16 protein-coding genes and 2 tRNA genes are annotated in these 22,128 nt (G+C 63.6%); all 18 read right to left on the bottom strand.

Going from position 1 to position 22,128, the window contains the following annotated elements:
- Positions 1-91 precede the first annotated feature (91 nt).
- The 18 genes from KTF55_RS05340 to KTF55_RS05255 all read right to left on the bottom strand — a co-directional run bounded on the left by KTF55_RS05340 (position 92) and on the right by KTF55_RS05255 (position 22,126).
- Positions 92-2,788, bottom strand: a complete 2,697-nt coding sequence (locus KTF55_RS05340; protein WP_217107818.1) for a valine--tRNA ligase — start codon at positions 2,786-2,788, stop codon at positions 92-94.
- A gap of 211 nt (positions 2,789-2,999) precedes the next feature.
- A complete protein-coding gene (gene clpX, locus KTF55_RS05335; protein WP_217107817.1) occupies positions 3,000-4,406 on the bottom strand; it encodes an ATP-dependent Clp protease ATP-binding subunit ClpX in 1,407 nt (468 codons plus the stop codon).
- A 1-nt stretch (position 4,407) separates the two neighbouring features.
- Positions 4,408-5,028: an ATP-dependent Clp protease proteolytic subunit gene (locus tag KTF55_RS05330; RefSeq protein WP_022095182.1), complete on the bottom strand. Its 621-nt coding sequence runs from the start codon at positions 5,026-5,028 to the stop codon at positions 4,408-4,410.
- A gap of 163 nt (positions 5,029-5,191) precedes the next feature.
- A complete protein-coding gene (gene tig / locus KTF55_RS05325; RefSeq protein WP_226790555.1) occupies positions 5,192-6,484 on the bottom strand; it encodes a trigger factor in 1,293 nt (430 codons plus the stop codon).
- An 88-nt stretch (positions 6,485-6,572) separates the two neighbouring features.
- A tRNA-Leu gene (locus tag KTF55_RS05320) sits at positions 6,573-6,656 on the bottom strand.
- Positions 6,657-6,796: 140 nt separating this feature from the next.
- Entirely contained in the window at positions 6,797-9,628 is a 2,832-nt protein-coding gene (locus tag KTF55_RS05315) for a molybdopterin cofactor-binding domain-containing protein (RefSeq protein ID WP_217108533.1), read from the bottom strand.
- Entirely contained in the window at positions 9,628-10,542 is a 915-nt protein-coding gene (locus tag KTF55_RS05310; protein WP_217107815.1) for a xanthine dehydrogenase family protein subunit M, read from the bottom strand. The genes KTF55_RS05315 and KTF55_RS05310 overlap by 1 nt, the downstream gene beginning before the upstream one ends.
- Before the next feature lie 155 nt (positions 10,543-10,697).
- Positions 10,698-12,053, bottom strand: coding sequence for an NADP-specific glutamate dehydrogenase (gene gdhA, locus KTF55_RS05305; protein WP_195239674.1), 1,356 nt, complete (start codon positions 12,051-12,053; stop codon positions 10,698-10,700).
- Between the two features lie 257 nt (positions 12,054-12,310).
- Complete coding sequence (locus KTF55_RS05300; RefSeq protein WP_217107814.1) at positions 12,311-12,706, bottom strand: DUF3343 domain-containing protein; 396 nt, start codon at positions 12,704-12,706, stop codon at positions 12,311-12,313.
- 15 nt (positions 12,707-12,721) lie between these two features.
- Positions 12,722-13,354 carry a molybdenum cofactor guanylyltransferase gene (locus tag KTF55_RS05295; protein WP_217107813.1) on the bottom strand — a complete coding sequence of 211 codons (633 nt, stop codon included), beginning with the start codon at positions 13,352-13,354 and terminating at the stop codon, positions 12,722-12,724.
- 154 nt (positions 13,355-13,508) lie between these two features.
- Positions 13,509-13,605: transfer RNA gene (locus KTF55_RS05290), tRNA-Sec, on the bottom strand.
- A gap of 36 nt (positions 13,606-13,641) precedes the next feature.
- On the bottom strand, positions 13,642-15,609 hold the full coding sequence (gene selB / locus KTF55_RS05285; protein WP_217107812.1) for a selenocysteine-specific translation elongation factor: 1,968 nt from the start codon (positions 15,607-15,609) through the stop codon (positions 13,642-13,644).
- The gene (gene selA / locus KTF55_RS05280) at positions 15,606-17,063 is read right to left on the bottom strand and encodes an L-seryl-tRNA(Sec) selenium transferase (protein ID WP_217107811.1); all 1,458 of its coding nucleotides are present in this window, start codon (positions 17,061-17,063) and stop codon (positions 15,606-15,608) included. Before selA ends, selB begins: the two co-directional genes overlap by 4 nt.
- Before the next feature lie 76 nt (positions 17,064-17,139).
- Positions 17,140-19,257, bottom strand: a complete 2,118-nt coding sequence (locus KTF55_RS05275) for a molybdopterin-dependent oxidoreductase (protein ID WP_217107810.1) — start codon at positions 19,255-19,257, stop codon at positions 17,140-17,142.
- A gap of 122 nt (positions 19,258-19,379) precedes the next feature.
- The gene (locus KTF55_RS05270; protein WP_124786287.1) at positions 19,380-20,219 is read right to left on the bottom strand and encodes a formate/nitrite transporter family protein; all 840 of its coding nucleotides are present in this window, start codon (positions 20,217-20,219) and stop codon (positions 19,380-19,382) included.
- A 39-nt stretch (positions 20,220-20,258) separates the two neighbouring features.
- Positions 20,259-20,762 carry a hydrogenase maturation peptidase HycI gene (gene hycI, locus KTF55_RS05265; RefSeq protein WP_217107809.1) on the bottom strand — a complete coding sequence of 168 codons (504 nt, stop codon included), beginning with the start codon at positions 20,760-20,762 and terminating at the stop codon, positions 20,259-20,261.
- Positions 20,762-21,343, bottom strand: coding sequence for a formate hydrogenlyase maturation HycH family protein (locus KTF55_RS05260; RefSeq protein WP_217107808.1), 582 nt, complete (start codon positions 21,341-21,343; stop codon positions 20,762-20,764). The genes hycI and KTF55_RS05260 overlap by 1 nt, the downstream gene beginning before the upstream one ends.
- Positions 21,344-22,126 (bottom strand): NADH-quinone oxidoreductase subunit B family protein, encoded by a 783-nt coding sequence (locus tag KTF55_RS05255; protein WP_006234107.1) that lies wholly within the window; start codon positions 22,124-22,126, stop codon positions 21,344-21,346. It abuts the gene before it with no gap.
- Positions 22,127-22,128 lie beyond the last annotated feature (2 nt).

Genomic DNA, 22,128 nt, shown 5'->3' with positions numbered 1-22,128 from the left:
GCAGCGTCGAGCCAGCCGCCGTTCGTTAGAACGGCGGAATAGGTGTCCGCAGTAGCGAGCAATGCCCCAAACCGCGTCCCCCAAGTTAGACCTACGAGAAGTCAGCAACCTGAGCAGTCAGCGCCGCCAGGATCTCCTTGAGCTCAGCTGCACGGTCCCTCTTCTTCTGGACCACCGCGGGCGCGGCCTTGGCCACAAAGCCCTCGTTGGCAAGCGTCTTCTCGCAGCCGGCGAGCTCCTTCTGGGCCGCGGCGATCTCCTTCTCCAGACGTGCCTTCTCGGCCAAAAGGTCGACCTTGCCCTCGAGCACCACAAAGACCTCGACGCCACTATCAACAACGGCGATGCTCGCGGCCGGCTTCTCAACGTCGGTACCCATAACCAGCGAGGCGGTGTTCGCCAGCGGCTCAATCGTAGAGCGCAGGCTCTCGAGCTTCTCAATGTCCTCGGCACCGGCGCGCACGACCACGTCGAGCTCGGCCTTGGGGCTCAAGCGATAACGCGAACGCGTGGCGCGGGCGGCGGAAACGACCGTGCGGCACAGCTCAAACGCGCGCTCGGCGTCCTCGTCAACATACTTGGCGTAGTCGGCGGGCTCCGGCCACTTGGCGATCATGAGCGCCTCGGCGCGGTTCAGGTTGCCCTCGGCGTCCAGGTCGAGCACGCTCGCCGGCATGTTGTCCCAGATCTCCTCGGTGACAAACGGCATAAGCGGGTGCATCAGGCGAATGGAGGTGTCGAGCACAAAGATCAGGTTGCGCTGCGCCTGCAGACGGCCCTCGCCCTTCAGGCGGGCCTTGGTGACCTCGACGTACCAGTCGCAGACCTCGTTCCAGAAGAACTGCTGCACGCCGCGGGCCATGTCGCCAAAGGTGTAGTTCTCGATGCCCTCGGTGACCATCTTCACGGCCTTGGCCAGACGGCTGAACATCCAGGCGTCGGCCGGCGTCTCCACGACGGGCTCGCCGGGCGTGTAGCCCTCCATGTTCATGAGCAGGAAGCGGCTGGCGTTCCAAATCTTGGTCACAAACGACTTGGCCTGCTCGGTGCGCGGGCTGTCGATGAGCTTCTTGGTCTTCTTGTCGATGTTCGCGTCGAACTTGACGTCCTGATTGTTGGTGCACAGCGTGAGCAAGTTGAAGCGCATGGCGTCGGCGCCGTACATGCCAATGAGGTCCATGGGGTCAACGCCGTTGCCCTTGGACTTGGACATGCGGCTGCCGTCCTTGGCCAGAATCGTCGGGTAGATGACGACGTCCTTAAACGGCACCTCGTCCAGGAAGTACAGCGAGCTCATGACCATGCGGGCGACCCACAGCGCGATGATGTCGCGCGCGGTAACCAGCGCCGTCGTGGGGTGATGTCCCTCGAGCAGCTCCGGCTTTTGCGGCCAGCCCTGCGTGGCGAAAGTCCACAGCTGCGAGCTGAACCAGGTGTCCAGCACGTTCTCGTCCTGATGCACGTGATGGCCGCCGCACTTGGGGCACACGTCGGTGTCCTCGGTAAGGGCATCCTCCCAGCCGCAGTCCTCGCAGTAGAACACGGGAATGCGGTGGCCCCACCACAGCTGGCGGCTGATGCACCAGTCCTTAAGATTCTCCATCCAGGTGGTGTAGGTCTGCGTCCAGCGCGCGGGGTGGAAGGTGACCTTGCCGGAGTTGACGGCGTCGAGCGCCGGCCCCTTGAGTTTGTCGACGGCGACGAACCACTGCTCGGACAGCCACGGCTCAAGCGCAGCGTCGCAGCGGTAGCAGTGCATGACGGAGTGGTCGTGATCCTCGACGTGATCGAGAAGGTCATGCTCCTCGAACCACTTAATGACGGCCTCGCGGCACTCCTCGCGGGTCATGCCGGTAAACTCGCCATAGCCCTCGACGACCACCGCGTGCTCGTCGAAAATGTTGATCTGCGGCAGGTCGTGGGCCTGACCCATGGCGTAATCGTTGGGGTCGTGAGCCGGGGTAACCTTGACGAAGCCGGAGCCAAAGTTGGCGTCGACATGCCAATCCTCAAAGATGGGAATCTCGCGGTCGACGATGGGAAGCTTAACGGTCTTACCCACAAAGGCGGCCTTCTCGGGGTCCTTCGGGGAGACGGCAACACCCGTATCGCCGAGCATGGTCTCGGGGCGCGTGGTGGCGACGACGATGTAGTCCTGGCCGTTAACCGGCTCGGTCAGCGGGTAGCGCAGGTGCCACAGGTGGCCCTTCTCGTCCTTGTACTCGGCCTCGTCGTCCGAGATGGCGGTGGTGCAGTTGGGGCACCAGTTGACGATGCGCTTGCCGCGGTAGATCAGGCCGTCGTGGTACCAGTCACAGAACACCTTGCGCACGGCCTGGGCGTAGTCCTCGTCCATGGTAAAGCGCTCGTTGTCAAAGTCGACGGAGCAGCCCATGCGCTTGATCTGCTCGACGATGATGCCGCCGTACTCGTGGGTCCAATCCCAGCAAGCGTCGACAAACTTGTCGCGACCGATTTCCAGGCGGCTGATGCCCTCGCTCTTGAGCTTCTTGTCGACCTTGGTCTGCGTAGCGATACCGGCGTGGTCGGTGCCGAGCACCCAGCGCGTGGACTTGCCGCGCATGCGGGCCATACGGATGATGGCGTCCTGGATGGAGTCGTCGGTGGCGTGTCCCATGTGGAGCTTGCCGGTCACGTTGGGAGGCGGAATGGTGACGGTGCAGTCGCCCACGCCCTCGCGGCGCTTGTAGTAGCCGCCGTCGAGCCACTTCTGCAGGATCGCCGGCTCGTTGGTCGACGGATCGTAATTCTTGGGCATCTCTTCCATATATCTCTCCCTGTCCCGCCGGGGAGGAATGTAGGCCCGCCAGGGTCTACATTCCTCCCCTTAGGTATCGATTACTTCAGTCTGATATGACTTCGCTGAGACTTAAACAAACACACAGAATAACACAGGTAGTTGGGGTTATTGCGTATATATAAAATAGCCTCCGACCGCGGGTGGTCGGAGGCTATTAGCAAACACGTTTTTGGCTGGTTTACCCGTAGATGCGTTGGGGCTGCTCTTCGCCCTTTACGGAGGCTTCGGTCACGATGACCTTGGTGACGCCTTCCTCGCTGGGGAGGTCGAACATCGTCTGCTGCAGCACGTCCTCGCAGATGGAACGCAGGCCGCGGGCGCCGGTCTTGCGGGCGAGCGCCATACGGGCGATCTCGTGCAGGGCGGCGTCCTCAAACTCAAGCTCAACGTCCTCGAGCTGGAACATCTTGCGGTACTGACGCACCACGGCGTTCTTGGGCTCGGTCAGGATCGACACCAGGTCGTCCTCGTCGAGCGCCTGCGTCTGGGTGACGACGGGCGTACGTCCCACAAACTCGGGGATCATGCCAAAGGCGTTGAGGTCCTGCGGGAGCACCTGACGAAGCAGGTCGTTCTCGTCGACCGAGGTGGGGCCGGCGATCTCGGAGTTAAAGCCCACGCCCTTGTTGCCCACGCGGTCGGCGATGATCTTGTCCAGACCCACAAAGGCACCACCGCAGATAAACAAGATGTTGGTCGTGTCGATCTGCAGCAGCTCCTGCTGGGGATGCTTGCGGCCGCCGGTGGGCGGAACGCTTGCCACCGTGCCCTCAAGAATCTTAAGCAGCGCCTGCTGAACGCCCTCGCCCGAAACATCGCGGGTGATGGAGAGGTTCTCGGCCTTGCGGGCGATCTTGTCAATCTCGTCCACGTAGATAATGCCAACCTGCGCGCGCTCAATGTCGCCATCGGCAGCGTTGATGAGCTTGAGCAGGATGTTCTCCACATCCTCGCCCACGTAACCGGCCTCGGTGAGCGCGGTGGCGTCGGCGATGGCAAACGGCACCTCGAGGATGCGCGCGAGCGTCTGAGCGAGCAGGGTCTTACCGGTACCGGTGGGACCGAGCAGCAAAATGTTGGACTTGGCGAGCTCCACCTCGTCCATATCATCGTCGAGCTGCGAGTCCAAGCCATCGTCAAAGGCCGAAAGCGCAGCACCGCCCTCGATCACGCGGCGGTAATGGTTGTACACGGCAACCGACATGGCACGCTTGGCGTCCTCCTGGCCCATAACATAGGCCGAAAGCTCGTCATAGATCTCGTGCGGCGTAGGCACGTGCGTGATGACCTGGCGGTCGTCCTCGAGCTCAAAGCCCTCGGCCTCGGGGTCCACGGCAGGCTGGGATGCCGGCTGACCGTGGTCGTTGAGGAAGCCCGGCAGCTTGCCATTGCGGGCAGCATCCATAAAGTCCGAAGCCAGCGACTCCTCCAAGATCTCGGAGCAGGCGGCAACGCACTCGTCGCAGATAAAGATGTTGGTCGGACCCTTTACGAGACGACGGACCTGTCCCTGCTCTTTTCCGCAGAAGGAGCAGCGGATGGGGTTGCCGTTCTCGTCGAAGTTGTCCTGTATGTTACCGGCCATCCTAGGCGTCCTTCGCGGCGAGGTCGCGCGAGGTGACGATACGGTCGATCAGGCCGTAGTCGAGGGCCTCGGCAGCGGTCAGGTAGTTGTCGCGCTCGGTATCGGCCTGGACCTTCTCGATGGGCTGGCCCGACGCGTCGGACAGAATCTGGTTGAGCTCGCGACGGGTCTTCTTGATCTCCTCGGCCACGATCTCGATCTCGGTCTGCTGACCCTGAGCACCGCCGCTGGGCTGGTGAATCATGACCTTGGAGTGCGGCAGGCAGAAGCGCTTGCCCTTGGCACCAGCCGAAAGCAGCACGGCGGCCATAGACGCGGCCATACCCACGCAGATGGTGGAGACCTGCGGCTTAATGAAGTTCATGGTGTCCAGAATTGCCAGGCCGGAGTAGACCTCGCCACCGGGCGAATTGATGTAGAGCGAGATATCCTTCTCGGCATCCTGGCTCTCAAGATGCAGCAGCTGGGCAACGACCAGGTTGGCGCTGACGGAGTTGATCTCCTCGCCCAAGAAAATGATGCGGTCGTTGAGCAGGCGCGAATAGATATCGTAGCTGCGCTCGCCGCGCGGCGTCTGCTCGATAACGTATGGCACGAGGGCGGAATCGAACTTAGCGATCATACGCATCTCCATTTCTCTCTTGCGGACCAAATTGGTTCTAGATAAACGTACGGTGCCCGCATGCTATGCATTGGCTGGCACCGTACGAAGCTACCGGATAACCGGTGTATAACTTTACCCCATCACGGGCGCACGCATGCGCTCGCGGGCAAGGTGGCGAGAATTACTCGGCGTCCTTGGCGGTCTCGTCGACCTCGGTCACCTTGGCGTTCTCGACCAGGTGGTCGACGGCCTTGGAGCGACGGATGGACTCGCGGACGGCAGGCATGCGGCCATCGGCGATGAACTCGGCCTTGGAAGCCTCGACGTCCTTGACGCCGGCCTTCTCGAACTCGGCGTTGATGTCGTCCTCGGTGACCTCGATCTTGAGCTCACGAGCGAGGGCGTCGAGAGCCAGGGACTCACGGGCAACGTCGTTGGCCTGCTTGTGCAGGTCGCCGATGAACTGCTCCATGGTCAAGCCGGAAGCGGGCAGCCAGGTGTCCAGCGTCATGCCGCGGGCAGCGAGGTTGGACAGGAAGTTCTGGCCAAGCTCCTCAAAGACGGACTGCTCGTAGTCGGCGTCCATCTCCTCGAGCTGCAGGCGCTCGGCGAGAGCGGAGACGCAACGGTTCTCCTTCTCGGCCGGGAGGCGGGAAGCCTTGTCCTGCTCGATCTCGATCTTGATAGCGTCGCGCATGGCGTCGATGCTGTCGAAGCCAAAGTCGGACTTGACGAGCTCATCGGTGAGCTCGGGGGTGTTGCGGACCTTGATGCCCTTGACGGTAACCTCGACGGTGTGAGTCTCGCCCTCCTCGACCTCGTCGGTCCAGGTGACGGTCTTGACGTCGTCAACGTTGGCGCCGATCAGGGCCTCGTTGAACTCCTTGGGGTTGCTGTCGCTACCGGCGATGAGCATGCGGCCCTCGGCGGCAAAGTTGTCGGCGTTCTCGACGGCCTTGAGGTCGACGGTGACGTAGTCCTCGGCCTCGACGGCGCGGCCCTCGACGTCCTCGAAGGTGGCACGGTAGTTGAGGAGCATCTCGACCTGGTTGTTGATCTCGGACTCGGTGACCTCCGCAGGGGGCATCTCGATCTCGACGGCGTCGAAGGAGGAGAGCTCAGCGGCAGGACGCAGGGAGAACTCGACGGTGTAGGTGTAGTCCTCGTGATCCTTGGCGAGGTCGAGGTCCTTGTAGTCACCATTCTTGGTGGGGACGATGTCCAGCTCGTTGAGGACGGCGGGCTCGTTGGCGGCGATCAGGTCGTTGGTGGCCTGAGCGAGGGTAGCCTCTGCGCCAAGTGCGGAGTCGATGACCGGACGGGGAGCCTTGCCGGCACGGAAGCCCGGGAAGCGGTACTTCTTGGCGGTGTCCTTGTAGGCCTTCTTGATCGCGGCGTCGACGTCGGCGGCCGGGATGGTGACCGTAGCGGTGAGCTTGGCGTCCTTGACGTCAGAAGCGGTGATGTTCAACACGTTCCTCCTCATACTGCCCAGCTTATCTGAGGTGCTGGTACCTTTATGCAACAAAGTGTCGCGACGGCCAGGGCCGACGCAGGTGCGATGGTGCGGGCGAAAGGACTCGAACCTTCACGGGAATCCCACCAGAACCTAAATCTGGCGCGTCTACCAATTCCGCCACGCCCGCATGAGCGCACAGACTAGGAATGATAGCAGATACGAACGGCAAGCGCACGCACACCTTTTACAAGCTCACGACCTCACCACGAGTGCAAAAGGCGGGACGAGTTGCCCCGCCCCGCCCATTACGACTTATTCGCTGACCCGCTACTCCCCCAGCAGGGCCTTCTCGGGCGTGATCGGCAGCGAGCGAACCTGGTGGCCGGTGGCGTGTGCCACGGCCGAGGCAACGGCGGCGAGCGGCGTGTTGATGACGACCTCGCCGATCGACTTGGCGCCAAACGGGCCCGTCGGCTCGTAGCTCGGCTCAAAGGCCACGCGAATGCTGCCGATATCCAGGCGCGTGGGCAGCTTGTAGCTCATAAAGTTGCCGGTGCGCAGGCGGCCGCGTTCGTCGTGCTCGACGATCTCGTAGAGCGCGTGGCCGATACCCTGGGCAATGCCGCCCTCGGCCTGGACGCGCGCGAGCGCCTCGTTGATCACGGTGCCGCAGTCCACAGCCGCCGCGTAGTCCACCACGGTCACCTTGCCGGTGGCCTTGTCGACCTCTACCTCGGCAATGCCGGCCATAAACGGCGGAGGCGAAACGGGCAGGCAGGCAGAGGCGTGCGAGGTGAGCGCGTCGCCACCCGCGATGTTCTTGACGCACAGGTTGGCAAAGTCGCGCAGCGTGAGGTAGCGGTTCTGCTCGCGAGCGGCACGCTCGTCGGACAGGCGCACGTACTGACCATCAAAGACCACATCGGCGGCGTCCACGTCCCACATCCGGGCAGCCTTGGCGCAAATCTTCTCGCGCAGCTCGGTCGCGGCGTTCTTGGCTGCCAGACCCGTCACGTACGTGCCCGAGCTCGCGTACGAGCCGGCGTCGAACGGCGACACGTCGGTGTCCACGCCGCGAACCACGATCAGCGAGCTTTCAACGCCCAGCTCCTCGGCGGCAATCTGCGCCAGAATCGTATCGACGCCCATGCCGTTATCGGTGGCGCCGGTGCCGATGGTAATGAAGCCGTCCTCTTCCAGGCGCATGTCGATGCCGGCGATATCCACGTTGGAAATGCCCGAACCCTGCATGGTGAGCGCACAGCCCAGGGCACGCACGCGATCGCCCAGGTCGACGGCCAGCGGCTTGTCGCGCCAGCCGATCATGTCCATCGCGCGCAGCAGGCAGCGGTCGAGCGCGCAGGCGTTGAGCTTCTCGTTGTAGTACTGCGGCATGACCTCGCCCTCGCGCACGATGTTCTTAAGGCGCAGGTCGGCGGGGTCCATGTGCAGCATGTCGGCAAGCTCGTTGACGGCGCTCTCCACGGCAAACTGGCCCTGGGTGGCACCGTAGCCGCGATACGCGCCGCCGCGGTTGGTATTGGTGTAGACGGCGTCCCAGCTAAAGCGGCTCGCCTTCACATGGTTGTAGATGGGCAGGCTCTTGTGGCCCGAAAGGCCAATCGTCGTGGTAGCGTGCTCGCCGTACGCGCCGGCGTTGGACAGCGTATGCAGATCGATGGCCGTGATGGTGCCGTCGTTCATGGCGCCCAGCTTAACGGTCATCTGCATCTGGTGGCGCGAGTTGCCCGCGGTGATGGTCTCCTCGCGGGTGTAGCAGCAGTAGCTCGGACGGCCGGTCTGCTGGGTGACGAACGCCACGAAGATCTCGCAGCAGCCCGTCTGCTTGGAGCCAAAGCCGCCGCCGATGCGCGGCTTAATGACCTGCACCTGCGACTGTGGGATGTCGAGCGACTGCGCGACCATGCGGCGCACGTGGAAGGGCACCTGCGTCGAGGTGGTCACCGAGATGCGGCCGAACGCGTCGGTCGTCGCGAAGGCGCGGAAAGTTTCCATGGGCGCGGTCTGCGTGGCCTGGCTGGTGTAGGTGCGCTCAAAGACGATGTCGCTCTGGGCAAACGCCTCGTCAAGGTCGCCAAAATCGCTGGTACCGCTGCACACCAGGTTGCGAGCAACGTCGCCGCCTTGCGGGAACATAAAGGTCACGTCGCCCTCGGGGTGGACCACGATGTCGCTATCGAGTGCCTGGGTAAAGTCGAGCAGGGGCTCGAGCACCTCGTAATCGATCTTGATGAGCTTGAGTGCCTTGTCGGCGGCCTCCTCGGTCTCGGCGGCGACGATCGCCACCTCCTCGTTTTGATAACGCACGAGGTTCTCGAGAATCAGGCGGTCGTAGGGACTCGGCTGCGGATAACTCTGACCGGCGATGGTAAAGCGGCGCTTGGGCACGTCCTCGTAGGTGTAGACGCCCACCACGCCGGGCACCTTCAGGGCGCGCGACGTATCGATGGAGCGGATCTTGGCGCGGGCATAGGGGCTGCGCTTGAGCTTGACGATCAGGGCGCCGGCGGGCACCAGGTCGCCCGTGTAGACGGGACGACCCTCGAGCAGGGCCTTCGAGTCCTTCTTGGGCTGCTTGTGGGTGATCTGCTTGTAGGAGACGCCGTCGGAGCTGGTGTCGTTGACCGGCAGCTCGGGCATCTCAAAGCCCACTTGCACGCCGGACTCGTTGAGAAAGCGGACGATGGCGCGCAGCTGGCTCTCATAGCCGCTGCAACGGCAGAGGTTGCCGGCAAGCTGGCGTGAGAGCTCCTCGCGCGTAGCGACGAGGCTCGGATCCTCCTTGGCGGCGCGGGCAAGCGCCAGCACGTTCATGATAAGGCCGGGGGCGCAAAAACCGCACTGCTCGGCACCTTCGGCAGCCATCGCGCGGGCGAGTGCCTCGGACTCGGCTTTGAGGCCCTCGAGCGTGGTGACGGAGCGGCCCTCGACGCGCGCGGCGGGAACCGAGCAGCTCAGCACCGGGTCGCCGTCGAGCCACACCGTGCACAGACCACAGTTGGTGGTTTCGCAGGCGCAGCGCACCGACGCGCAACCCTGCTCACGCAAAAGCGAAAAGAGCATGGTGTCGGGGACAATCTGAACCTTGACCTTGCGGCCGTTGAGCGTAAAGGAAAGATCGATGAGTTTGGCAGCCATTAGCGCACCTCGCTAGAATCGACGCCGGGCACGCGGCGGCAGGAATACTCGTCCGTGGCAAACTTAGGCACTTGCACGGTCTCGAGCTCGCGGGCAAGCGCAGCCGAAAGCTCGATGCCGGCGGCGCGGCGCACGGCCTGAATCGCCAGCGGCGCCGAGATGCGGCGGCGGTAGTCAGCCGAGCCCCACAGGTTAGTGCCGTAGCTCAGGGCACGCACGGATGCGGCAAGGGCACGCAGCTCATCCTCGGAAGGCTGCTCGTTCACCAAGCCGCATGCCTCGCCCTGCAGCAGGGTCGCGCGCAGCGGACGGGCGCCCACGGTGACATGCCAGGTGTTATCCCACCAGGCGGCGGTGACGTTTAAGGAGGGGAAGTCGGTCGCGGCCTTGCGCACAGCCTCATAGCTCGCGCGGTAGTCGTGCTTAACGACCACGACGTGCTCGATCACGTCACGCACGTAGCCCATGTCCACGAACTCGGCGAGCGGCACGCGGCCGGCACCCGTCAGCTCAACATAGGAGTCGAGTGCCAGGAACGCCGAGAGCACGTCCGAGAAGCCAAAGCGACCGTAGATGCTGCCGCCCACCGTGGCGGTGTTGCGCAGCTGGACGCCCACGATATCGTGGACGGCAAACTCAAAGACATTGTTGACAAGCGCGTTGAGCTCGGCATGACGCTCGAGCTGGCGCAGGGTGCACATGGCACCGATGCGAAACTCGGTCTCGGTCTCCTCGATCTGATCGAGTCCACAGGCCGAAAGGTCAATCGCCGTCGCCACACGACGCGAACCCAGGCGCATCCAGATGCCGCCGCCCACAATCTTGTTGTTGCGGTTTTTCTGCAAGAGCTCATAGGCTTCGGCCGCGTTTCCAACACGGACGTAGGTACCGAACTTGAGCACGTTCTCCCCCATCTCTCCACTTGTCCAGTACCTTTAAGTGTACCAAACGAGGGGGCACAGCTCGTGTCGGGACAAAATGAACCGTTTTCCTCCGTCGCATGCGAATCAAATAAGGCTCCCAGCCAAGATGACTGGGAGCCTTCTGCGATGCTATATCAAGCGAAAATTTAGCAGACGCCCTGGGCGAGCATGGCGTCGGCGACCTTCAGGAAGCCGGCGATGTTGGCGCCCATGACGAAGTTGCCCTCCTGGCCGTACTCCTTGGCGGTGTCGTCCACGTTGTGGAACATGCCGCGCATGAGCTGCTCGAGCTTGCCGTCGACCTCCTCGAAGGTCCAGGACAGATGCTCGGCGTTCTGGCTCATCTCCAGGCCGGACACGAGCACGCCGCCGGCGTTGGCAGCCTTACCGGGCATAAAGGCAACGCCGTTCTCCTGGAAGTAAGTCGTGGCCTCGATGGTCGTGGGCATGTTCGCGCCCTCGCCGACCACCTTGCAGCCGTTGGCGACGAGCGCCTGGGCGTCCTCAAGCAGCAGCGTGTTCTCGCGAGCGCAGGGCAGCGCGATGTCGCAGGGCAGCTGCCAAACGCCACGGCCGTCGCCCTCGTGCCACACGGCGTTGGGCTTCTCGTCAACGTACATAGCGAGCGTAACGCCCTTGTCGTGGCCAGAGCGCTTCTTGTTGTAGACGTGCTCGAGCACAGTGTAGTCGATGCCGTCGGGATCCTCGACCCAGCCGTGAGTATCGGAGCAGGCCAGCACCTTGCCGCCGAGCTGGGAGACCTTCTGGACGGCGTAGATAGCGACGTTGCCGGAGCCATGAACGACGACGTTCTTGCCCTCGAAGGAGTCGCCGCGGCTCTTGAGGTACTCGTCCACAAAGTAAACCAGACCGTAACCGGTGGCCTCGGTACGGGCGAGCGAGCCGCCAAAGGAAAGGCCCTTGCCGGTAAGAACGCCGGTCCACTCGTTGGTCAGGCGCTTGTACTGACCGAACAGGTAGGCAACCTCGCGGCCGCCAACGCCCAGGTCACCGGCGGGAACGTCGGTGTTGGGGCCAATGTGGCGATAGAGCTCGGTCATGAAGGACTGGCAGAAGTGCATGATCTCGTTGTTGGACTTGCCCTTGGGGTCAAAGTCGGAGCCGCCCTTGCCGCCGCCCATAGGAAGGGTGGTCAGGCTGTTCTTGAGGATCTGCTCCAGACCCAGGAACTTGAGCATACCCAGGGTGACCGTCGGGTTAAAGCGCAGGCCGCCCTTGTAGGGTCCAATGGCAGAGTTGAACTCGACACGGTAACCGCGATTGACCTGAACCTTGCCCTGGTCGTCGACCCAGGGAACACGGAACATGACGATACGCTCGGGCTCGACGAGGCGCTCCAGCAGGGCGGCCTCCTCGTACTCGGGATGGGCGTCGAGCGCCGGCTGGATGGTGCCGAGGATCTCGGTCGCGGCCTGGATGAACTCAGGCTGCTCGGGATAGCGGGCCTTGAGCTCTTCGAGAACTTTCTGCGTGTAGCTCATGCTTCCTCCAATGATGGGAAACGAAAAGTGTCGGTCGCGGCACCCCATGCGCCGCGAGCTTTATCGTGTATGGATAATATCGCACTGTTGCAGCAAAGTTTCGCATAAGCCGACAAGCAGATGTTTCGTTTTGATTACGATGCAGGTAGAAGCGTTTTTGAGCACCTGCCGAACAAATCGCGTGTTTCGAAGCTGTTTCGTCCACGTGTTCCAAACCACCACATTGGGGACAGGCACCTTTGTGGTGGTTTTGGTGGTTAGAGGATGAGTTGGTGGTAGTCGGCGGGGGTTACGCGGCCCTCGGTGGCGGCGCGGAAGGCGGCGAGGGCATCGCCCGAGAACGGCATGGCCCAGCACAGCCCGCAGCCGGCGGTAATGGAGCCGGGCAGCGGCATGATGCGCCCGGGCACACCGGCGGCAAGACACAGCTGTTCGCATTCCATCACATCGAAGGTGCTATCGAACGAAACGATGATCTTGCGTTCATGGTCGAGGGCATCACCGGACGGGCCTTCGCGGTGTGCATCACGATACGCCGCGGCGGCCGCCTCCTCTTCCGCGGTATGTCCGCAGCCACCGCAACCGCAGGTACAGGGTTCGGACCCGTCGCAAGTACAAGGTTCTCCCGTGTCGGGACAAATATCGTGAGACATCGCAATTCCAATCCTCTAGGCGAGTAACTCGGCCGCCGCAAACTCCTCGGGCGTATTGACGTTCTCGAAGCAGAGCGTCGAGCCTGCGACCTTAACGATCTGCGGCTCATCCATATAACCGGCCTGAACGCGACTGATCAGGCAGCGAATGCGCTGTCGGTCGCAGGAGAGCAGCTCTTGGGCAACCGGCGCACACGCGTCACGGCGCCAGACGGCGCAAAGCGGCTCAATCCCCCGCTCCTCGCGCGGCACGCACACGTCGAGCGCCTCGGCCTCAACACAGCCAGCAAGGGCACCGATTAGCTCCGAAGAGACAAACGGCATATCACAGGCGACGATAGCAACGAGAGGCAGCCGGGCCGCAGTCAGCGAACTCGCGATGCCGCGCATGGCGCCCGCCGGCCCTTCAAGGTCCGCCACCACACGCGGTACCAGGCCGCCAAACGTGCGCTCCTCAAGGTAGGCAAGCTCGCTGGGACGCGACGTCGTCACGACCAACTCACCGGCAACTGGCGCCAACCGACCCAGCACGCGCTCGATGAGCGGCTCGCCGCAAAACGCCATGCGCGCCTTATCGCAGCCCATGCGCGAGGACAGCCCGCCCGCCTGGACGACACAAGAAAGATCGGCACGTCTTACGGTAGTCATACGGCAAAACACCTCCATCGGCATGCTCGAAACCCGGTGCACGAAGCTAAATACAGCCGCCGAAATAGCGGCGCTACGAAAAGCTCGTGCAAAAACAAAACAGCGCCTTTGCGGCACGCAGCAAGACCGCGAGCACAAAAGCGCTGGTAGCGTATGGCGGGAACGTATGTGAATCGAACACATCCAAGACGTTTTGCACGCCTCGCAACGGTTTTGAGGACCGCGGAGCCCACCGGAGCCCATCCGTTCCCAAGTGCGGCGGTATTTTACCAAACCGAGCAGCTAATCTAGCGCAAGGAGCGCAGGCCGCCGGCCTCCTTGTCGAGCACCGTAAAGCGCACGGCATCCAGGTGTTCCAAGATGCTGATGGCACGTTTGCGCGACACACCCAGCGCCTCGCGCAGCACGCTCGTGGTGGCAGCGCCGCCGGCTGCCTCGATGGCGGCGGCGACAAGCTCGCGCGCATGGGCCTCGGCGGCAGCAGACAAGGCAACGTCGCGCTCGACCTTCACGATGGAACGGTTGAGCGAAAGCTCGCGCAGGGCTCGCGTCATAACGTCGCGATCGAGCTGCAACTGCTCACCCACCTCGGGCAACGTCGGCGCATCGAGGCCGGCCTCGTCAAGCAGCGCGACGATCCGCTCGCAAGCCTCTCGCACCACGCGTGCCGCCGCGGCGGACGAATGCGGATCGAATACCTCGGCGCCCTCGGCGGCGCATATGCCACGTGAGCAGCCCTCGGCAATCAGAGCCGCGGCAACGTCTTCATCAGCGGCAGGCCACGCAGCATGGGCAACGGCGCCGGGCGTAAAGCCCGTCTCCTTGGGAGCCGCCGCGTGCATGGCTGACAGGGTCGCCGCCAGTGAATCCATCGCAGCGTCGAGCACCACGGTGTCCGCCAAGAGGTCCGCATCACCCACGGCAAGCTTGCGAACGGAGCCCTGCGCCACCAACCCGCGCAGTGCGGCATCGGCCTCGCCGACACCAAGATCCAAAGCCTCGGCAACATCAACCGCCGTAACCGGCAGCATCTGCAGCGCCAGCCAAGCGCCCACACCGCCCGCGATATCACCGGACTCAAGCGCCGCAAACAGTGCGTGCTCGCCGGCAGAAAGCTCGCGCGAGCGACGGCAGCGCGATAGCAGCACGCGCCCGCCGCCGATGAGCATAACGGGCGAATACGACAGCACCACGGCATGGTCTCCGGCGCGCAGCGGCAGCGGCTCCTCCAGGCGCACCTGCACGGTACGGGTCTCGCCCACCGCCATGGGGGCCTCGCCCTCCAAAAGCATGATGCGGCCGACGACCTCGGCCGTGCCGGCCATCACATGCACACGCGTGCCCGACTCGAGCACGCGCGGCTTGGCGCCCTCGCGACCCAAATACGTAAACGCCATCATAAAGCGCATCGTCTGGCCAAAGCGGCCCTGCACGCCGAGCATCTCTCCGCGATCGAGCGCGGCGACGGCATCGCCCACCAAGTTGAGCGCCACACGCTGACCGGGCAACGCCCGCGGCGTATCGCCATGCACCTGAATCCCGCGCACGCGACAGACCGTACGCGACGGCAGCGCGACGAGCTCGTCACCCACCGCGACGGGCGCATCGTGCAACGTTCCCGTCACCACGGTACCGGCGCCCTTGATCGTAAAGCAGCGGTCGATGGGCAGACGCGGTGCGGCATCGGTGATCTCGGCACGGGCACGGCAGGCATCCCAGCAAGCGGCAACCTGCTCGTCGAGCGCAGCCAGCAGGTCATCGATTCCCGCGCCGGTCTTGGACGACACGGGCACAATCGGCGCGTTGGCAAACACAGTACCCAACAAAAAGTCATCGACATCGAGCTCGGCAAGCTCGGTCATCTCGGCATCGGCCAGGTCGCACATCGTCAGCACGACCACCATGTGTGTGACGCCCAGCAGCTCCAGCACATGCACGTGCTCGCGGGTCTGCGGCATCACGCCCTCGACGGCCGAAACCACCAGCACGGCAACGTCGATACCCGTGGCGCCCTGCACCATGGCGCGCAAGTAATGCGCGTGGCCCGGCACGTCGACCAGGCCGACGATCTTGCCACTCGGCAGCGCCAGCTCGCCAAAGCCAAGCTCAACGGTCATGCCGCGACGGCGCTCAACCTCCAGACGGTCGGGGTTTTTACCCGTCAGCGCCTCGATGAGCGCCGACTTACCGTGGTCGACATGGCCCGCCGTGCCAACGATAACGGGACACTCCACCAGCGCCTGAACCTCACTCATCGAGCAATCGCCTTCTCAACGCACGCGACGAGCGTCGATGCAGCCGTCTCGATATCGCGGTCGCCCACAAGCGTACGGACGTCAAACAAAATGCGATCATGCGAGGTTCGCGTGACGACCGGCGTATCGAAGTCCTGGACAAGCGAGCGCTTGAGCGCGTCGACCGTCAGGCGCTCGTCAACAAGACGCACGGCAACGCACATCGTGGGCAGCTCCACGGTAGGCAGCGAACCGCCACCGGGCGTCGAGGACTCCTCGACAATCTCCAACGCAACAGCGCACGGGCAACCGGCCTTATCGAGCCCGGCGACCATACGATCGCGCAGCTTGTGGGCACGTCGCTCCAAATGGGCCTGCGGCAGCGTAAGCATGCTGAGCACCGGAATATCGCGATGGGCAACATCGGCGCCATCCATGTAGATACGCAGCGTGGCCTCGAGCGCCGTGAGCGCCAACTTGCCCGGGCGCAGGGCACGCATAAGCGGATGCGACCCGCAGGCCTGGACCAAATCGCGACGGCCCATGATAATGCCCGCCTGTGCGGCACCGAGCAGCTTATCGCCCGAGCACGACACCAAATCGAGCCCTGCCGAAACCGAAGCCGGCGTGGTTTCTTCGCCGCCGCGCACCAAGATGTCGTCGGGCAACAGCGCGCCCGAGCCCTGGTCCTCGTAGAACAGCAGACCATGCTTGTGGGCCAGGGTGGCAAGCTCCCGAGAGCCCACCTCCTCGTGAAAACCCTCGATGCGATAGTTGGAAGGATGAACCTTAAGGATCATCGCCGTATCGGGCGTGATGGCGCGCTCGTAGTCGCTCAAATGCGTGCGGTTGGTGGCGCCGACCTCGACGAGTTTGGCGCCCGAAGCCGCCATGACATCGGGGATGCGGAAGCTGCCGCCGATCTCGACAAGCTCGCCGCGGCTGACGATGACCTCCTTGCCTGCGGCATGGGTCGCCAGCACCAGCAGCACCGCGGCGGCGTTATTGTTAACGACCAGCGCGTCCTCGGCTCCGGTAAGCGAGCGGATGAGCTGCGCGGCATGTTCCTTGCGCGACCCGCGCGAGCAGGTGTCCACGCTGTACTCGAGCGTGCTGTAGCCGCGCGCGACCTCGGCCACGGCCTTTGCCGCCGACTCCGCGAGCGGGGCGCGGCCCAGATTGGTATGGATAACAACACCCGTGGCGTTGACGGCAGGACGCAGGCTCGGCAGTGCGGATCGATGCGCACGCCACTCGATCGCCGAGGCCAGGTCGCGCTTAGAGCGCGGGGCGGCACCGGCGCGTATGGCGGCGCGCTCCTCATCGAGCTCGGCCGTGACGGCGGCATGCACCACCGCGTCGCAGGTCTCCCCCGCCGCCTTCACTACCGGCCACTCGGCGAGCAGCTCGTTGACGGAGGGAATGGCGCGCAGGCGGGCGCGCACCTCATCGGACATGTTCTGGCTATCGCTCATGTGCGGCCTTTCAAAACCAAAGGTGAATCAATCGTTCGAACGTCAAACTATCAGCCAATTCGATCGGCTGAGTCAATCAATCGCTATTATCCTCGCGCGCCGCGATCTTTTCCACGCGAACGGCGTTTTCCTGGGTGAGCGCAGCGCCCGTCAACGGGTCCCAACGCAACGGCGTATGGTCGAGCGGACCCACGCCCAAGGCTTGAGCGCCACCGGCATCGGCGCCAAACGAACGCCCGCCGGGAGCGGCCGAGGTGAAGATGCACGCCGGATGCAGATACGGCGTCGTCTCCACGCGCACGCGGTCGCGGCCCATATCGCTCACGAGTTCGACGATCTCGCCGTCGGCGATGCCCATGTGCGCAGCAGCATCGGCATTCATCTGCACGGCATCCAGGTCCGACCCAGCCTCGGCGGCACCTTGGGCCGCAAGCCTTCGCGAGGTATGCGACTCAAAGGGACGGTTGCCGCTAATGAGGCGAAACATCCCCGGGCCGGGCTCCACCATGGGAGCGATCCAGTTGGGCACACGACCCAGGCCGGCTCGTTCCCATACGTCGCTTGCCAGCGCAATTTTGCCGCCATCCAAGGGAATCGCCGGCTCGCCCGTACGCGACGGCAACGCAACACCCGTGTCGGCCCAGCCGCGTTCCTTGAGCTCGTCCAGATTGATCCCAAAAGGCGCCACCTGGGCAGCCGCCAGATCGTCAGACGTAAACTGGAAGTACTCACCCACGCCACACGCCTGCGCCAGACCGGCAAAAATCTCCCGACCGGGACGTGTGTCGTCATGCTGCACAGGCAGCACGGCGTTGCGGTAGAACACGCGCGAATCGTTGGCGCCTGTCACCGTTCCCACGCCGCGGTCAGCCTCCAGATACGTCACGTCGGGCAGCACGAAGTCAGAAGCACGCGCTGTCTCGGACCAGCGAATATCAATCGTCACGAGCAAGTCGAGCTGCTGCAAAATACTCAACCAAGCCTGTGCATTGCCATAGCCCGCACCGGGGTTACTGGCATAGACAATGAGCCCACGCAAATCGCCGGCAAGAATCGACTGACCGATGGTCGTGCACAGGCCGCGCACCGGATCGACCAGTGGATAGCGCTCGGACCCCAGCTTGGGCCCACGCGGCACCGGCGGCGTCGCAAAGCGCGTGGGGTCGAGGTCGCCCAACACAAGCGGCGTGGACGGATTGAGCGCGCCGCCCGCATGCCCGATACAGCCCAGCAGCACATCAACCAAGCAGATAGCGCGCGCGGTCTGGGTGCTATTGGCATACGCGATACCGATGCCACCATGAAAGCCCGCATCCACCACAGCGGCAGGCGCGGCGGCAGCGAGATCGCGCGCAGTCGCGCGGATGTCGTCCGCTGGCACGTCGCACATCGACTCAGCCCACTCGGGCGTCCAGGCAGCAGCCGCCTGCGCCAGCTCGTCAAAACCCGTGGTATAGCGGGTCACGAACTCGTGGTCATACAGGCCCTCGGCAATGAGCACATGCGCAATGCCCAGCAGCAAGGCCAGGTCGCAGCCGGGGCGCACGCGCAGCCAGCGGTCGGCAAGCGCAGCCGAGCCGCTGCGCCGGGGGTCGACCACGATAATCTTCGCCCCACGGCGACGGGCATCGTTGAGCGCATCAACGGCCCCCATCGTCGACGAATCGACAATAGAACGCCCCAGGTACATGATGCAATCGGTATGCGCCAGGTCGGAAGCGGGACTATAGCCCAAGCTGTGCTCCCAACCGGTAAGTCGGCTTACCTCGCAGGCGCCGTCGGCACCGTACACGTTGGGCGAACCAAGCGCATGCATAAAGCGATACGCCCAGTAACGGTCGAACGAGGGCACGCCGAGCGTCATGCCCAGCGCGCACGGACCATGTCCGTCAACAATCCCCCCAAGGCGCGCAGCGATCTGCGCGAACGCCTCGTCCCACGAAATCGCATCGAACCCCGAGCCATCAGCTCGTCGACGCATGGGGTGCACGATGCGGTCGCGCTCGTCAAACGGCATTGCCAGGCGATGCCGTCCGCGGGCGCACAGGGCACGCGCCGCGCACGGATGCCCTGGCACCGGCAACTCGGCCACCACGCGACCGTCCTCAACGCGTGCCGTAAAGGCGCAATCGGCATAGCATCCCCCGCATGTGGTCACCACGGTGCGACCGTCACGCTTCACAGCAGATGCCATCTCGATTACCCCTTTCATCAGCCAAACACAAGAGGCCAAAAGCCCGGCAACGGGCCCCAGACCCAAAAAGCCTCCCGCACGGCAACGCCCCGCGGGAGGCCCAACGTCAAACAGACGATACCTTACGCCTCGGACTTCTTGGCGTAGATAAACCAGTAGCCAAGCGCGACCAGAACCGCGCCGCCCACGATGTTGCCCAGCGTGGCAGCGGACAGGTTAAACGCAATGCCCGCAGCGTTGAGCGCATCGGCACCGGCGACGTCGGCACCATAGCCGCACGCGTGCATCACGGCACCCATGGGCAAAAAGTACATGTTGGCAACGCAGTGCTCAAAACCGCAGGCCACAAAGGCAGCGATCGGCAGCAGAATGCCCACAACCTTATCGACCACGGTCTTGCCGGCGGTACCGATCCACACGGCCAGGCACACAAAGATGTTGCACAGGATGCCGCGGAAGAAGATCGTCACCCAGTCGATGGTCACCTTGCCGGCGGCGACGCTCACCATGGAATTGGCGACCGCCTCGCCGTTGAGCTTGTAAATGCCGGCCATGTACACCAAAAAGACGATGAACAGGGCACCGACAAAGTTACCGACCCATACGACGACCCAAGCCTTGAGCATCTGGGCCAGGGTGATCTTTTTACTCTTGAGCGCGCAGACCATAAGCGAATTACCGGTAAACAGCTCGGCGCCGCACACCAGCACGAGCACCAGGCCCAGGCAAAAGCACAGGCCGCCCACGACGCGCTGGGCGCCCCAGCCGAGCGTGCTATCGCTCAAGAACACCGTAAAGAACAGGCCGCCGAAGGCGATGAACGCACCGGCGAACATTGCCAACAGAAAGGCCTTAGCGACCGGCAGGTTGGCCTTGGTCACACCGGCGGCCTCGGTCTTGGCCTCGATCGCGGCGGGCGCCAGGCAATCGGGAGCGGGATACTCCACCTTGGAATCTGCCATGTCAATCACTTCTTTCCTAACAAAATGGAACAAGTGCTCCTACTGCTCTTGCCCCAAGCGGACAAAGTGGGAAAAGTCGTTGGCGACCACAGCGTCGTACACGGCGTCGACGGCGTCAAAGACTTCCGGGGACATGGGGTTGTAGAACTCCGTGTCGCCCGGCTGAATCCCGACGAAGACGATATCATCACACGATTGCTCAATCTCTTCGATCAGAATCGACAAAGGAAGCGAGTGCGTGGTGAACATCGACTTGCGGGCCACATCGCGTTTGTCGAGCAGACGGATGGACCCGACGGGCAGCGCCATGTCGGCGGCATCGACCAAGACCAGACGCGGCGGACGCTCGCGCTTGACCTCGATGATGTCGTCCTCGGGCGTTTGGCCGCCGTCGATGGTGTACCAGCCGGCGATGGGTGCGTCCTCCATCTTTTTGGAGAGCACGGGGCCGGCGGCATCGTCGGCGCGCAGCACGCTTCCCGCCGTGAGCACAATGCCCGCAAAGGGCGCACCGCACACGCGGCCATCCACAACGCGACCCATTACTGCAACCTCCCCGTCAGATACACGCCCGACACATCGCGCACGCGCTCCACCAGATCGCGAAACTTCATCAGAAACGCGACCTGCTGGGCATGTAGGCCAAAGTCATCGTCGAACACCGAGATACCGGCCTTGGCCGACCCGCGAAAACCGCGCACGTCGAGCAACGCGTCGCAGGCCTCGAGCAGCGACGGCACCGCCGCCTTGTCGAGCTGGCACTCACCAAAGGAGCGGATGGCCTCGAACTTGGTCTTGGCCTCCCCCTCCGGCAACGCGTCGACGAGCGAATAGAACACATCAACCGGCACCGACAGGCGCGGCTCAAAGCAGTCGAGCACGCCGGTGTGGTGGCCCACGGCGAGCGTGTAGTACAGCACGTCGCAGGCCTCCTGGGGAACATCTTCCTCGGTCTCCACAAACTTACGCGTGAGCTCGTAGAAGACCACCTGGTCGGGCGCATGGCCCAGGCAGGGGTCGGCGACGCCCTCGGCAGCCTCGTCGCTTGCGCGCGAGGCATCGCCAAAAGAGCCGCCGAGCATGCCGGGGCCCGCAAAGTAACCAGAGCGGTCCGTGAGCTCCATCTAGCGACCTCCGGCCAGCACCAAATCCTGCAGCGCCGAGTAGACCTCAACGCGGCGAGGATCGTCCTGCTTGTCGATGAGCAGCGCCATGGCACCGCGGATATCGCCCTTGGGCGCGCCCTCGAGCGTATCCATAAACTCGTTGGCCAGGTCGCGGCCGTAACGGTAGCCGCTCATGGCGCGAGCTTCGCGCTCGATGGCAACGCGCAGCTTGTACGGCACGCCGGGGTGCAGGATATCGGCCTGCTCGCCGGCGGCCTCCACCGTGGTCTCGGCATGGAGCTTTTGGTCCAGCAGACCGAGCGCCATGGCAAAGCCGTAGACGGTCTGCGCGGGGCTGGGCGGGCAGCCGGGGATGTAGACATCGACCGGCAGAATCTTGTCCGTGCCGCCCCAGACGCAGTAGTTGTCGTAGAAGATGCCACCGGTGCAGCCGCACGCGCCATAGGACACCACGATCTTGGGATCGGGTGCGGCCTCAAAGGCGCGCAGGGCCGGCATGCGCATGGCACGCGTCACGGCACCGGTGTACAGCAGCACATCGGCGTGGCGGGGCGAGGGCACGACCTTGATGCCAAAGCGCTCGACGTCGAAGACGGGCGTGATGGAACCGAAGATCTCAATCTCGCAGCCGTTGCAGCCGCCGCAGTCAACACGGTAGACGTACACCGAGCGCTTGATCTTCTTAAGAAGGGTCGCCTTGGCCTTCTCGATGCTCTCGTCGAGCTCGATCTTGGTCGGGCGGTACTGAAGCCGCTCGGGCAAAAGCGTGGGTTCGGCCATGG

Origin of the sequence: Collinsella sp. MSK.8.10, from assembly GCF_019041915.1 — a bacterium.
GTDB lineage: Bacteria > Actinomycetota > Coriobacteriia > Coriobacteriales > Coriobacteriaceae > Collinsella.
The sequence above is the reverse complement of the archived record's forward strand: the minus strand, read 5'-3'. Positions and strand labels throughout refer to the sequence as shown.